Source organism: Microbispora sp. H10949, from assembly GCF_014161435.1.
GTDB lineage: Bacteria > Actinomycetota > Actinomycetes > Streptosporangiales > Streptosporangiaceae > Microbispora > Microbispora triticiradicis.
This window is the reverse complement of sequence record NZ_JABBWZ010000011.1, coordinates 119,580-132,606: the sequence shown is the minus strand read 5'-3', so window position 1 is coordinate 132,606 and position 13,027 is coordinate 119,580. Positions and strand designations below refer to the sequence as shown.

Sequence of the window (13,027 nt, the reverse complement as noted above, 5' to 3'; positions counted from 1 at the left end):
GCGGGCCGAGGGCTCCGCCTAGAGTGGGAGCATGCTGATCCATCCGTGGGACGCCGCGACGGAGGAGGAGGCGCTGGCCTTCGTCCGGGCGAGCGAGTTCGGCCACCTCATCGCCTCGGGACGCGGTCGCGACGTGCCGGTCGTCGTGCCGACCCAGTTCCTCCTCGCCGACGCCTCGACGGTCCTGCTCCACCTGGCCCGGCCCAACCCCGTGTGGGCCGCGATCGAGGAGAACCCCGCGGTCCTGCTCTCCCTGGCCGGCGACTGGGCGTACGTCAGGGGCGCGTGGAAGGTGCTGCCGGACAGCGGCGAGGACCCCCGGCTCGGCATCCCGACCACGTACTACGCCGCCGTGCAGCTGGTCTGCCACGCGGAGATCGTCGACGACGCCGAGGGCAAGGCGGAGATCCTCCGCGCCCAGCTCGCCCGGCTCGACGACGGGCTCGCCGATCCCGCCGAGCACCGCAGGTCCCTGCCCGGGATCCGCGGCCTGCGGCTCGCGATCCAGAAGATCGACGGCAAGTTCAAGTACGGCGGGAACGTGGACGAGGCCCACCGCCGGTACGTCGCCGAACGGCTCGCGGAACGCGGCGGCCCCGGGGACGAGGCCGCCCGCGGTCACCTCCTCCGCAGGCTGGGGTGACCGGCCGGGGTGACCCGTCGGTCAGAGCGCCGCGACGATCTCCTCGACGCGCTGCCGCGCGTCGCCGAAGAGCATCCGGGTGTTGTCCCGGAAGAACAAGGGGTTCTGCACGCCCGCGTAGCCGGTGGCCATCGACCGTTTGAAGACGACGACGCGGTCCGCCTCCCACACGCGCAGGACGGGCATGCCGGCGATGGGACTGTCCGGGTCCTCGACGGCCGCCGGGTTGACGGTGTCGTTGGCCCCGATGACGAGGACGACGGAGGTCCCGGCGAAGTCGTCGTTGATCTCGTCCATCTCCAGCACGACGTCGTACGGCACCTTGGCCTCGGCGAGCAGGACGTTCATGTGGCCCGGCAGGCGCCCGGCGACGGGGTGGATGCCGAAGCGGACCTCCACGCCGCGGTCGCGCAGCCTGCGGGTGAGCTCGGCCACGGGATACTGCGCCTGGGCGACCGCCATGCCGTACCCGGGGGCGATGATCACCGACTTGGCGTCCTTCAGCAGCTCGGCGGTGTCGCCGGCCGTGACCTCCTGGTGCTCCCCGTAGTCGGCCTCGACGGCGTGCCCCGCCTCGACGCCGAAGCCCCCGGCGATCACCGACAGGAACGAGCGGTTCATCGCCTGGCACATGATGTACGACAGGTAGGCGCCGGACGAGCCGACCAGTGCGCCGGTGACGATCAGCAGGTTGTTGTCGAGCAGGAAGCCGGACGCCGCGGCCGCCCAGCCGGAGTAGCTGTTGAGCATCGAGACCACGACGGGCATGTCGCCGCCGCCGATGGAGGCGACCAGGTGCCAGCCCAGCGACAGCGCCACGGCGGTCAGCGCGACGAGCAGCCCGAGGCCGGGGGAGGCCACGAAGAGCACGGTCAGGACCGCGAACGCGGCGAGCGCGCCCAGGTTCAGGTAGTTCTTGCCGGGCAGCGTCATGGGCCTGGAGTCGATCCGGGCCGACAGCTTGAGGAACGCGACGACCGACCCGGTGAAGGTCAGCGCCCCGATGAACACCCCGATGGACACCTCGGCGTGATGGATGCCGAGCAGCGAGCCGGCGGCCTCCGGCCGCGCCGCGCCGCCCTCCTCGACCTGGAGGAAGCCGTTCCATCCCACCAGGACGGCGGCGAGGCCGACGAAGCTGTGCAGGATGGCGATTAGTTCCGGCATGGCGGTCATCTCGACGACCCGGGCCCGCCAGAGCCCGACGGCGGCGCCGATCGCCATCGCGGCCACGAGCAGGGCGACCGCAGGGACGTCGCCGCCGTCTGCGGCGAGGGCGACCGTGGCGGCGAGGGCGACGACCATGCCGGCGACGCCGGACACGACACCGGAGCGCGCGGTCTCGTGCCTGGACAGGCCGGCGAGGCTGAGGATGAACAGCAGGGCCGCGACGATGTAGGCGGCCTGCGCGGCGGTGGTGAGAGTCACGGTCAGCTCCTCGTGAACATGCCGAGCATGCGCCGGGTCACGGCGAAGCCGCCGAAGATGTTGATGCTCGCCAGCAGGATCGCGACGAAGGCCAGGGCGGTGACCACCCCGCCCCCCTGCCCGATCTGCAGCAGCGCGCCGACGACGATGATCCCCGAGACGGCGTTGGTGATCGACATCAGCGGCGTGTGCAGTGCGTGGTGGACGTTCCCGATGACGTAGTAGCCGATCACGATCGACAGGACGAAGACGGTGACGTGCTCGATCAGCGCGTTCGGCGAGAGGGCGGTCAGCAGGAACAGCGCGGCGGCGACGGCGGCGACGAGCAGGTGCCGTCGCCGGCCCGGCGGGGGTGACGGCGTCGCCACGGGCGCCGGAGGCGGCGGCGCCGCGGTCGCGGCCGGTGCGGCGGGGGCCGCGCTGACCGCGATCGGCGGGGGCGGCCAGGTCTTCTCGCCGTCGCGGACGACGGTCATCGCCCGCTGCACGGGATCGTCGAAGTCCAGCCTCACGTGGCCGTCCTTGTCCGGCGTGAGCAGTTTCATCAGGTTGACGAGGTTGGTGCCGTACAGCTGCGAGGCCTGCGCGGGCAGCCGCCCGGCGAGGTCGGTGTATCCGATGATCGTCACGCCGTTGGCGGTGACGACCACCTCCCCGGCCCGGGTGCCGGCGACGTTCCCGCCCTGCGCGGCGGCCATGTCGACGATGACGCTGCCCGGGCGCATCAGCGCCACGTGCTCGGCCGTGAGCAGCGTGGGGGCCGGGCGCCCCGGGATGAGCGCCGTGGTGACGACGATGTCCACGTCCGCGGCCTGCTCGGCGTACATCTCGGCGGCGCGCAGGTCGTAGTCCCGCGAGGTCTCCCTGGCGTACCCGTCCGCGCCCGACCGCTGGGCGACCCCGACGTCGAGGAACTCCGCGCCGAGCGACCGCACCTGCTCGGCCACCTCGGGCCGGGGGTCGGTGGCCCGCACGATCGCGCCCAGGCTGACCGCCGTGGCCGTCGCCGCCAGCCCGGCCACGCCCGCCCCCGCCACGAGGACCTTCGCCGGGGGGATCTTCCCGGCCGCGGTCACCTGGCCGGTGAAGAACCGCCCGAACGCGTGCGCCGCCTCGATCACCGCGCGGTACCCGGCGATGTTCGCCATCGAGCTCAGCACGTCGAGCGACTGCGCTCGGGAGATCCGGGGCACGGCGTCCATCGCCAGCACGGTCACCGGCCGCCGCGTGAGCGCGTCCAGCAGGTCCGGGTTCGCCGCCGGGCCGATCAGCGAGACGAGCGTCGCGCCGTCGCGCAGCGCCGCGATCTCCTCCTCCGTCGGGGCGTTCACCTTCAGCACGACGCCGGCGCCCCACGTCTCCTCCCGGCCGCCGATCCGCGCGCCCGCCCGGACGTACGCGTCGTCCGTGAAGCCCGATCTCTCGCCGGCGCCGGCTTCGACGATCACCTCGTAGCCGAGTGAGAGCAGTTGCGGGATGGTGGCCGGGGTGGCCGCGACCCGGGTCTCACCCGGCGCCGATTCGGCGACGACGCCCAGGCGCTGATCTGCATGACTCATCGCGGAAATGGTCCTTCCTGTCACGCGGGTCGCCGGGTGGCCGGCCCCGCTGCCGCGCCGCCCGCCGCTCGCTCGTGGCTCGCGGTGGTACGGCGTGACGGTGTGCCGGGCCGTGGCCGGCCGGACAGCCATGAAAGGGGCGGATGCGGTGTGATGCGACGTACGGAGGAAGTCTCCCCAGTTTTCCCCTTTGGGATCAAGGCATCGCCGCAGTAGTTCCGTCATCGCGAACCACCGGACCTGCTCACCCGCCCGTCGCCGATGATCCGGTGGTCGTACGGCCGGGAGCGGGGCGCCCTGTCGTACGCAGGGTGTAGAAGGGTGGCGTGATTCCTGAGACGACCTGGGCGCGGGTGCTCGCCTGGAGGCTGAGGCGGCAGTACGTCGAGCCCGTGAGCGGCGGCGACGCGGTGGCCGTCGTCCGGCGGCTGTGCGGGGTGCAGGCGCAGGTCGCCTCGTCGGCGGCGCTGGCGGTCGCCGTGCGGCAGCGGAACCCGGTTCCCGGCGAGATCGACGGCGCGCTGTGGCGTGACCGGACGCTGGTCAAGACCTGGACGATGCGCGGCACGCTTCATCTGCTGCCGGCGGACGAGTTCCCCGCCTACCGTGCCGCCCTCGGGACGCACCGGTTCTGGGAGAAGGGCTCCTGGCAGCGCGGCCACGGGGTGTCCGCCCGGGAGATCGAGGCGGTCGTGGAGGCCGTGCCACGTGTCCTGTCCGGCCGGGTGCTGACGCGGGAGGAACTCGTCGAGGCGGTCGTCGACGCGACGGGGGAGGCGCACCTGAGGGAGGCGCTCACGTCCGGCTGGGGCGCGCTGCTCAAGCCGCTCAGCTTCCTGGGCGAGCTCTGCTACGGGCCGCCGCGCGACGGCAGGGTCACCTTCACCACCCCGGCGGGCTGGCTGCCGGACGGCGGGGGTGAGCCGCTGCCGGCGGACGAGGGGGGAGCGCGCCTGCTCCGCGCGTTCCTCGGCGCGCACGGCCCGGCCACGCCGGCGATGTTCGACGCGTGGCTCTTACGGGGCACCACACCGAAGGCGGTCCTGCGCGGCTGGTTCCACCGGCTGCGCGACGAACTCGCGGAGGTCGAGGTGGACGGCGTGCCCGCCGTGCTGCCGGCCGAGCACCTGGACGACCTGCTGGCGTGCCCCCCGTCCGAGGAGGTGCGTCTGCTGCCCGGCTTCGACCAGTTCATCCTGGGAGCCCCGCGCGACCTGGAACCTCTCCTGCCGAAGGCCGTGCGCCCCAGGGTGAGCCGCGCGGCCGGATGGATCTCGCCCGTCGTCGTGTACCGGGGCCGGGTGGCCGGGGTCTGGGAGGCCAAGGAGGGGCGGCCGGTCGTGGAGCTCTTCGAACCGGTGCCGGAGAACCTCCTCGCCGCCGAGGCCGAGCGTACGGCCGCGCTTCTCGGAGGCCTCCAGACTCCGGGCGCCGGCCTGGCACCGAGAGGATAATCACGGGCGAAGCGCCGCGAAGCCTGCCACTGTGGACGGCATGGATCTCACCGACGCCGAGAACCTGGCTCGGGCGCTGAGCGGCCTTCTGAACGAGGCCCGCCGGAGCATCGACGAGGGCCGGGAGTCTCCCGAGCTCGTGGCGCGGGTCACCGGGCACCTCGGGTGCGACCTGCGGCGCGTCGTGAACGTCGCCGAGAGCTTCCCCAGCTGGGAACACGTCAACCTGCAGCGCGGCACGGACGCGTACCTGGCGGCGTACAGCCCCGGCGCCGAGTGGGCAGGCGTCACCGGCCAGGGGCGCGAGCACACCGAACTCGTCGACATGCTCGTCAGCGCCGCCCGCGGGTGGGAGCGGTTCGAGCCGGGTGCGGTCGACTACGCGACGGCGGCGACCGGACCCGACCGGACCACGGAGGTCGTCTCGCTCGGCCTGGTCCTGACCCGGTCTCCGGAGGGCGTTCCGGTCGTGCTGAGCCTGCGGGGCCCCCACGAGCACGGCGCGCCGGAGTGCCGGCTCGTCGTGCTCGCCCCCGACCAGGCGAGCGCGACCGCCACCCGCGACGAGGTCGAGCGGCTCATGCGCGCCGACGACGTCTACCGGGGGCAGGTCCTGTCGTTCCAGTGGAGCGAGCACCGGGGCAACGACCTCGTCACCTTCCTGCCCCGGCCGGACCTCGACGCCGAGCAGGTGATCCTGCCCGAAGGCGTGCTCGGCACGATCGAACGGCACATCGTCGGCATCGGCGAGCAGGCCGACCGGCTGCGCGCGCACGGGCAGCACCTGAAGCGCGGCCTGCTGCTGCACGGCCCGCCCGGCACCGGCAAGACGCACACGGTCCGCTACCTCATGGGCCGGATGACCGGCTGCACGGTCATCGTGATGACGGGCGCCGCGATCCGCTTCGTCGCGCAGGCGGCCGGTCTCGCCCGGCGGCTGCAACCGGCGATCGTCGTGCTGGAGGACGTGGACCTGGTGGCCCGCGACCGCTCCTTCACCGAGGACGGCAACCCGCTGCTGTTCGCCCTGCTGGACGCCATGGACGGCGTGGGGGCGGACGCGGACATCACATTCGTGCTCACCACGAACCGCGCGGACGTGCTGGAGCGGGCGCTGGCCGACCGTCCGGGCAGGGTGGACCTGGCCGTGGAGATTCCCCGGCCCGACGCGGCCGGCCGGGCCGCCCTGCTGCGCCTGTACGCGCGTGACCTGCGGCTGGAGGCCGACCTGGAACCGGTCGTCGCGAAGACCGAGGGCGCCACCGCGTCGTTCTTCAAGGAACTGCTGCGCCGGGCCGTGCTGTCCGCGCTGCGCGCCGGGGACGGGACACCCGTGCTCACGGACGAGTACGTCGGGCGGGCGCTGGAGGAGATGCTGGGCGAGCGCGAGGCGCTGACCAGGTCCCTGATCGGCGCGGGGGAGCGGGGCCCTGACGGCTACGAGGACGAGGAGGACGCGGCGGAGTTTCCGGTCGTCACCGGTGGAGGCCCGGTGCCCGGCGCCTACGTCTCGAGGCTCCGTCTCGATTTCGACGGGCCCTGACGGCAGCGCCGCGCCATGCCGCCCCCGCCCCCGCCATGCCACGGCCATGCCACGGCCACCGGCGCCGGCCGGGCCGCCGCGGGAAGGCCGCCGGTCAGATCACCTCCTTGCGGAGCACGCGGATCAGACCGGCGGTCATCGGGACGACGATCCACAGGGTGGCCGACGCCGCGAGCCGCGCGCCGTCGCTCCAGGTCAGGTCGCCGGTCATCAGGGGCGCGGACGTGGTGCCGAGATCGAGCCATCCGGCGAGGGCCGCGCCGCCCGGGCCGAGCCGGGCGGCCGCGCTCCAGAGCATCGGAGCCGTCAGGCAGATCACGATCGCGCTCGGCGCGTTCAGGAGCAGGGCGCCGAGGGCGAGCCCCGTCGCGGTCACCAGGACGTTCGCCCCGGTCCAGCCGAGCAGCGCGGCGGGATCGACGTCCCAGACGGGGGGAGTGTTCCGGACGCCCGCCGCGACGGCCGTCACCGGGACCGCGACCAGCATGGCCAGCAGCGAGAGCAGCACGGTCGCGGCCAGGGGCGGCACGCACTTGGCCGCGATGACGCGATGACGCCGTGGTTCGAGCGCGAAGGTGGTCAACGCGGTGCGGTGCGTCCACTCGCCGGTCATCGTGAGGATGCCGAGCACCGGGAGCAGGGTGCCGAGGGCTATCCCGGCGGTGAAGATCAGCCTCTGCGGTTCCGGGCCGGCCACGGTGGCGCGTGCGGCGACGGACGCGACCACCAGCGCGACCAGGAGCACCGCGATGACCTTTCCGCTGCGGGTGTCGGCGAGCTTGCGGGTCTCGGCCCGCAGCAGCCTGCGAAAGGGGATGGGCAGGTCCTCGGTCGTCGTGCCGTCCTCCGCGGCCGTGGCGTGCGGGCCTTCGGGACGGTGCGTGCGGGTGGTCATCCTGTGGTCCTCCGTAACCGGGCCGTGCGTCACTTGGGGGGCGCCGTGCGGGCGGTGTTCGCGGTCAGTTCGAGGAAGGTCCGTTCGAGGCCGCCGCCCCGGCCGAGTTCTGCGGCCGTGCCCTGGGCGAGCACGCGGCCCCGGCCGATCACGACGATGTGGTCCGCCACCTGCTCCACCTCGTGCAGCAGGTGTGAGCTGAGCAGCACCGCGCACCCGGCGCCGGCGAGGTCGCGCAGCAGGTGACGCATCCAGTGGATGCCCTGGGGATCGAGACCGTTGACGGGCTCGTCCAGGACGAGCACCTCGGGACGGCCGAGGAGCGCGTGCGCGATCCCGAGCCGCTGCCGCATGCCGAGTGAGTAACCGCCGACCCTCCGCCTGCTCTCCCGCTCGGTCAGCCCCACCAGGCCGAGCACCTCGCCGACCCGTGCGCGCGGCAGCCCGAGGGTGACCGCGCCGAGCGTCAGCACCTCTTTGCCGGTGTGGCCCGGGTGCCGGGCCCCGGCGTCGAGCAGCGTGCCCACCCGCAGCCCCGGGCAGGCCATCTCGGCGTACGGGCGGCCCAGAACGGTCGCCGTGCCCGAGGAGGGGCGGGCGAGCCCGACCAGGATGCGCAGGGCCGTCGACTTCCCGGCGCCGTTGGGGCCGAGGAAGCCGGTGACGCTCCCGGGTTCGGCGGTGAAGGACACGTCGTCGAGCGCCTTCACCTTGCCGTAGTCCTTGCTGACGTGCCTGAACTCGATCACGATGCCAGTTCATCGCGGGCCGGGCGGCCGCCGCATCAGACCCGGGGCCGCCGGCGGCCGACGTGAGGCGGTATGCCGGCGCTGGCAATCGATACCTTCGGCTGTCCACACGTCGACCCAGGTCGCTGAACACCAGCTCAGCGCGGTCTCTAGGCTGTGGGGCTGTGCGTGCCCGACCGGAGTACCAGCCGCCCCTGGACAGGAGGGGCGTCGCGCTGCGCTACCTGTGCGCCGTGGTGCCCATGCTGTTCCACGGGGTGGTGCTGGCCTGGCTCGTCGCGCAGGACGGGAGCCGCCTCGCCCAGGCGCTGACCGACGTGGGGCTGGGCGTCCTCGGTCTGGTCCTGATGCGGTGGCGGCGCCGGTGGCCGTGGCAGATCGCGGTGGCGACCGTCCTGCTGACCGCCGTCTCCGCCACGGCGACCGGTCCCGCGCTGGTCGCGTACGTGTCGCTGGTGACCCATCGCCGGTGGAGCCGGACGATCCCCGTCGCGGTCGTGTCGGTGCTGTGCCTGCTGGCGGGCGCCGTCCAAGGCGGGATCACCCAGGCCACCTACGTCTCCACGGTGTCGGGGGTGACGATCCTCGGCGCGCTCACGGTCTTCGGCCTCTACCTGCGCGGACGCCGCGACCTGGAGCTCTCGCTGCGGGAGCGGGCGCTGGCCGTCGAGCGCGAGCAGCGTCAGCGGATCGAGCAGGCACGGCTGGCGGAGCGCGTCAAGATCGCGCAGGAGATGCACGACGTGCTCGCGCACCGGATCTCCCTGCTGGCGATGCTGGCCGGAGGACTGGCGTACCGGACGGACCTCACACCCGAGCAGACGCGTGAGGCCGCGCTGGCCGTTCAGGAGAACGCGCACCAGTCGCTCAACGAGCTGCGCACGGTGCTGGGCACCCTCCGCGACGACGGCGAGCTGGAGGCGCCGCAGCCCGGCCTTGACCACCTGGACGCGCTGTTCGGCGAGGTCCGCGCCGCCGGTCAGCGGGTGGAGGTGGACGACAGCGTCGACGGCCGCGACCGGCTTCCCGCGCCGACGGGCCGGCACGCGTACCGGATCGTGCAGGAGGCCCTCACCAACGCGCGCAAGCACGCGCCGGGCAGCCTGGTCACCGCGGAACTCGGCGGCCGGCCGGGGGAGGGACTGCGGATCCGGGTGACGAACCCGGCCAGGCCCGGCTCGTCCCCCGGGCCGGGTGGCAGGCTGGGCCTGGTGGGTCTGGCGGAACGGACCCGGATGGCCGGCGGCACCCTCAGCCACACGATCCGGGATGGTCGTTTCATCCTCGATGTCCGATTGCCATGGGAGAGTGCGGAGCGTGACCCGACTGGTGCTGGTGGATGACGACCCGATGGTGCGGACCGGCCTGCGCCTGATCCTCGGCGGAGAACCCGACCTGGACATCGTCGGCGAGGCGGAGGACGGGCGGCGGGCCATGGAGGTGATCCGCGACCTGCGCCCCGACCTCGTGCTGCTGGACATCCGGATGCCCGGCCAGGACGGGCTGACCACCACCGAGATGCTGCGAGCCTGGCCGGAGCCGCCGCGGATCCTCGTGCTCACCACGTTCGACGCCGACGAGATGGTGCTGCGGGCGCTGCGGCTCGGCGCGGACGGCTTCCTGCTGAAGGACACCCCGCCGCCCCGGATGATCGAGGCGGTCCGCGCCGTCGCGAGGGGCGAGCCCGTGCTGTCCCCGAGCGTCGCCAGGCAGGTGATCGCCGCGGCCACCGCCGGACGGGAACCGCCCCGTCCGCAGGCGAGGACGGAACTCGGCAGGCTGACCGAGCGGGAACTGGAGGTCGCGGTCGAGGTGGCGCGGGGCAGCTCCAACACCGAGATCGCCGAGCGCCTCTACATGAGCGTCGCCACCGTGAAGGCGAACGTCACCAGGATCTTCGCCAAGCTCGGCGCCGAGAACCGCGTGCAGGTGGCGATGAGGGTACGCGACGCGGGCCTCCTGGGAGACATCGCGGATTGAGAGTTCCGCCCCGGTGAGCGGGGAACTTCACCGGGGAAGCCTCAACCAATGGTTCAACGATACCGTTGAGATCATGGACATCAATGACTTAGCCCGGCCGCTCGACGGCGCGGCCGTCTCGGCGTTCCTCCGGTCGCTGCCGGCCGAACCCCTGCTGCTCGGACTGGGCGAGGCCAGGCACGGGGTGGAGGCGTTGCTCGAACTGCGCAACGACATCTTCCGGCATCTGGTCGAGCACGAGGGCTACCGGTCGTTCGCCATCGAGAGCGACTGTCTCATGGGCCTGGTGGTGGACGACTACGTCGCGACGGGCGCGGGCAGTCTCGACGACGTCATGGAACGCGGCTTCAGCCACGGCTTCGGCGCCTACCCGGCCAACCGCGAGCTCGTCCGCTGGATGCGCGCGTACAACGAGGAGCACGACGAGAGGCTCCGGTTCTTCGGCTTCGACGGCCCGCTGGAGATCAGCGGCGCCGCGAGCCCGCGCGAGGCGCTCACCGGCCTGTACGGCTATCTCGCCGAGCGGCTGGACCCCTCGTTGCTCCCCTGTGCCCCCGAGACCCTGGACGAGCTTCTCGGCCCGGACGACCGGTGGACGAACCCCGCCGCAGCCCTGGATCCGTCCCAGTCGATCGGACGGTCCGCCGAGGCGCAGCGGCTGCGGCTGATCGCCGACGACCTGGTGGCGTTCCTCGACGCGCAGGCGCCGCAGCTCGGCGGGCCGGACGAGGACCTGGCGGCCCTGTACGGACGCACCGCCACCGGCCTGCTCCGCTACCACCACTGGATCGCCGACACGTCACCGGCCCGGCTCACCTGGCTGATGAGCCTGCGCGACCAGATGATGGCCGCCAACCTGCGGGCCGTCGCGGGGCACGGCCCTGCCCTGGTCTTCGCGCACAACCGTCACCTGCAGCGGGACAAGAGCTTCCTGCTCCTGGGCGACGCGCCGGTGGAGTGGTGGAGCGCGGGGGCCATCGCGGGCGTGGGCCTGGGCGACCGGTACGCCTTTCTGGCCTCTGCCTTCGGCACGGTCGGCGGCGACGTCCCGCCCCCGGACACCGTCGAGGGCCTGCTGTCGGAGGTCCCGCCGGGCCGCTCCCTCGTCGACGCCCGCCGCCTGGCCGACACCCTCCTCGAACCGAGCCCGCGCATCTCGCGGGACTTCGCCTACTTCCCCCTCGACCCCGCCCAGCTCCACACGATCGACGGCATCGTCTTCCTGAAGGAGACCGGCGACCTGGACTGATCCGCGCGCACTGAGAACAGCCCTCTCGCGCGTACGCCGGGGGAGTCACCGTCTCGCGGCCGCGGCCCGTCGTTCAGGCGGCCAGGAGATCGAGGATCCGGGTGGCGTACGCGCGGGGGTGGGTCGTGTTCCCGTTGTGGCCGCCGGGGAACTCCCGCGCCTCCACGCCGAGGAGGGTGGCGAGCTCGTGCGCGCACCGGTAGTCGAAGACGTGCCGGGGCGTGGTGCGCCCGAAGGCCGGGATGACGCGGACCGGCGTGTCCCCGAGCGCGGCGACGTCGAGCGTGTCGCGGACCACGGCGCCGAAGTCGTTGCGGATGAAGAAGTCGAAGCCGGCCCGCCTCCGGTCGTCCAGCGGATGCGGGGTCAGTCCGGGCTCGGTGTCCTGGGCCACGGGGTCGATGCCCAGCGCCGCGGCGATCTCGGCGAAGGCCTCGGCGAGGCCGCGCTCGCGGTAGAGGTCCTGTAGTTCCTCCAGCTCCCGGATGTGGCGGACGCGTTCGGGAGCCGGGAGGAGGCCGGGAGCGACCGGCTCGTGCGCGATCAGGGTGTCCAGCTGCTCCGGATGCTCGACGGCCAGGTGCAGCCCGATGACGGCGCCGAAGCTGCATCCGAGCATGTGCGCCGGCCGGTCGGTCACCGCGGCGAGCAGGCGATGGACGTCGTCCACGTGGTCGGCCATGCTCGCCCCCCGGTCCGGGTCGTCCAGCGCACTGCGAGACAGCCCGCGCCGGTCATAGGTGATCACAGTGTGGTCGCCGGCGAGGTGCCGGACCAGGTCGGTGGTGCGATCGGCGTCGCCCTCCCCGCTCTGCGAGATCAGGAGCACGGGACCGGTGCCGTGCACCTCGTAGTACAGAGTCGCGCCGTTCGCGCGCAGCAAGCCGCTCATCTGGTCATCCCTTCAGGACAGGTGGCCTCGACGCACACCATAATCCATCAAATCTGATGCATCAAGGATGATGTATTGTGGGAGAGTGAACGGAGTCGACCTCTTCCTGCTCGGCAGGACCCTTATGAAGATCGGCGAAGAGGCCATGCCGGTCGAGGACATCACCCCGTCGAGAACGACGCAGGCCGCGAGTCTCCGGACGGTGCTGGTGGTCGTGGCCGATCTTCGCGCCCACCCGGAGACTTCCGTCGGGGAGATCGCGACGCGGACGGGACTGCCACAGAGCGCTGTGTCGGCGGCCGTCGCCCGGCTGAAGGAGGCCGGGGCGGTCGTGACGGCCCCCGATCCGGCCGACCGCCGCCGGGTCGTGATCAGGACGGCCCCCGAGGTCTCGGACCGGGTGGAGGCCGTGCGGGCGGCCGGTGTCGAAGGACCCCTGGCGGCGGCTCTGGGTACGGAGGATCCGGCGCGGGTCGCCGAGGTCGTCGCGGCGCTCGAGTTCCTCGCGGGCCGCCTCGCTCCGGGATCGGCCCCGCGCCGCCCCTGACGGCGGGAGGCCGGCGGTCGCCGGGCTCTGCCCCGTTCGTCGTCGCGTTCACGCCCGAGCGCGGCATCATTCCCGGCCGCTACCGGGC

General features: G+C 72.9%; 12 protein-coding genes. 7 read left to right on the top strand and 5 right to left on the bottom strand.

All coding sequences use genetic code 11. From position 1 onward, the window contains the following. Positions 1-31: 31 nt before the first annotated feature. Positions 32-643: an FMN-binding negative transcriptional regulator gene (locus tag HHX40_RS27235; RefSeq protein ID WP_182882862.1), complete on the top strand. Its 612-nt coding sequence runs from the start codon at positions 32-34 to the stop codon at positions 641-643. A gap of 21 nt (positions 644-664) precedes the next feature. Here the strand turns inward: HHX40_RS27235 and pntB are convergent, their stop codons facing one another. Then, a complete protein-coding gene (gene pntB / locus HHX40_RS27230) occupies positions 665-2,071 on the bottom strand; it encodes a Re/Si-specific NAD(P)(+) transhydrogenase subunit beta (protein WP_182882861.1) in 1,407 nt (468 codons plus the stop codon). Positions 2,072-2,073: 2 nt separating this feature from the next. Then, on the bottom strand, positions 2,074-3,630 hold the full coding sequence (locus tag HHX40_RS27225) for a Re/Si-specific NAD(P)(+) transhydrogenase subunit alpha (protein ID WP_182882860.1): 1,557 nt from the start codon (positions 3,628-3,630) through the stop codon (positions 2,074-2,076). Positions 3,631-3,956: 326 nt separating this feature from the next. On the opposite strand from HHX40_RS27225, the gene HHX40_RS27220 reads away from it, so the two are divergent. Continuing rightward, positions 3,957-5,084: a winged helix DNA-binding domain-containing protein gene (locus tag HHX40_RS27220; RefSeq protein WP_310738308.1), complete on the top strand. Its 1,128-nt coding sequence runs from the start codon at positions 3,957-3,959 to the stop codon at positions 5,082-5,084. Positions 5,085-5,124: 40 nt separating this feature from the next. Then, on the top strand, positions 5,125-6,627 hold the full coding sequence (locus HHX40_RS27215; RefSeq protein WP_182882859.1) for an AAA family ATPase: 1,503 nt from the start codon (positions 5,125-5,127) through the stop codon (positions 6,625-6,627). 94 nt (positions 6,628-6,721) lie between these two features. On the opposite strand, the gene HHX40_RS27210 is transcribed toward HHX40_RS27215, so the two are convergent. Both HHX40_RS27210 and HHX40_RS27205 read right to left on the bottom strand, forming a co-directional pair. Next, positions 6,722-7,522, bottom strand: coding sequence for an ABC transporter permease (locus HHX40_RS27210; protein ID WP_182882858.1), 801 nt, complete (start codon positions 7,520-7,522; stop codon positions 6,722-6,724). A gap of 29 nt (positions 7,523-7,551) precedes the next feature. Continuing rightward, a complete protein-coding gene (locus tag HHX40_RS27205; protein ID WP_182882857.1) occupies positions 7,552-8,271 on the bottom strand; it encodes an ABC transporter ATP-binding protein in 720 nt (239 codons plus the stop codon). 164 nt (positions 8,272-8,435) lie between these two features. Between HHX40_RS27205 and HHX40_RS27200 the strand changes: the two genes are divergently transcribed. The 3 genes from HHX40_RS27200 to HHX40_RS27190 all read left to right on the top strand — a co-directional run bounded on the left by HHX40_RS27200 (position 8,436) and on the right by HHX40_RS27190 (position 11,500). Continuing rightward, positions 8,436-9,614 (top strand): sensor histidine kinase, encoded by a 1,179-nt coding sequence (locus HHX40_RS27200; RefSeq protein WP_182882856.1) that lies wholly within the window; start codon positions 8,436-8,438, stop codon positions 9,612-9,614. Then, positions 9,589-10,251 carry a response regulator transcription factor gene (locus tag HHX40_RS27195; protein ID WP_310738307.1) on the top strand — a complete coding sequence of 221 codons (663 nt, stop codon included), beginning with the start codon at positions 9,589-9,591 and terminating at the stop codon, positions 10,249-10,251. The genes HHX40_RS27200 and HHX40_RS27195 overlap by 26 nt, the downstream gene beginning before the upstream one ends. A 73-nt stretch (positions 10,252-10,324) precedes the next feature. Next, the gene (locus tag HHX40_RS27190; RefSeq protein WP_182882854.1) at positions 10,325-11,500 is read left to right on the top strand and encodes an erythromycin esterase family protein; all 1,176 of its coding nucleotides are present in this window, start codon (positions 10,325-10,327) and stop codon (positions 11,498-11,500) included. A 73-nt stretch (positions 11,501-11,573) separates the two neighbouring features. Here HHX40_RS27190 and HHX40_RS27185 read toward each other — a convergent pair whose 3' ends face one another. Further along, on the bottom strand, positions 11,574-12,392 hold the full coding sequence (locus HHX40_RS27185) for an alpha/beta fold hydrolase (RefSeq protein WP_182882853.1): 819 nt from the start codon (positions 12,390-12,392) through the stop codon (positions 11,574-11,576). An 85-nt stretch (positions 12,393-12,477) separates the two neighbouring features. Between HHX40_RS27185 and HHX40_RS27180 the strand changes: the two genes are divergently transcribed. Further along, positions 12,478-12,939: a MarR family winged helix-turn-helix transcriptional regulator gene (locus tag HHX40_RS27180; RefSeq protein ID WP_310738306.1), complete on the top strand. Its 462-nt coding sequence runs from the start codon at positions 12,478-12,480 to the stop codon at positions 12,937-12,939. The last annotated feature ends 88 nt before the right edge of the window (positions 12,940-13,027 follow it).

Excerpts from the sequence above, each read along its gene's own strand:
- HHX40_RS27235 (WP_182882862.1), top strand. The coding sequence starts at position 32 with ATGCTGATCCATCCGTGGGACGCCGCGACGGAGGAGGAGGCGCTGGCC.
- HHX40_RS27225 (WP_182882860.1), bottom strand. The coding sequence starts at position 3,630 with ATGAGTCATGCAGATCAGCGCCTGGGCGTCGTCGCCGAATCGGCGCCG.
- HHX40_RS27215 (WP_182882859.1), top strand. The coding sequence starts at position 5,125 with ATGGATCTCACCGACGCCGAGAACCTGGCTCGGGCGCTGAGCGGCCTT.
- HHX40_RS27210 (WP_182882858.1), bottom strand. The coding sequence starts at position 7,522 with ATGACCACCCGCACGCACCGTCCCGAAGGCCCGCACGCCACGGCCGCG.
- HHX40_RS27190 (WP_182882854.1), top strand. The coding sequence starts at position 10,325 with ATGGACATCAATGACTTAGCCCGGCCGCTCGACGGCGCGGCCGTCTCG.
- HHX40_RS27185 (WP_182882853.1), bottom strand. The coding sequence starts at position 12,392 with ATGAGCGGCTTGCTGCGCGCGAACGGCGCGACTCTGTACTACGAGGTG.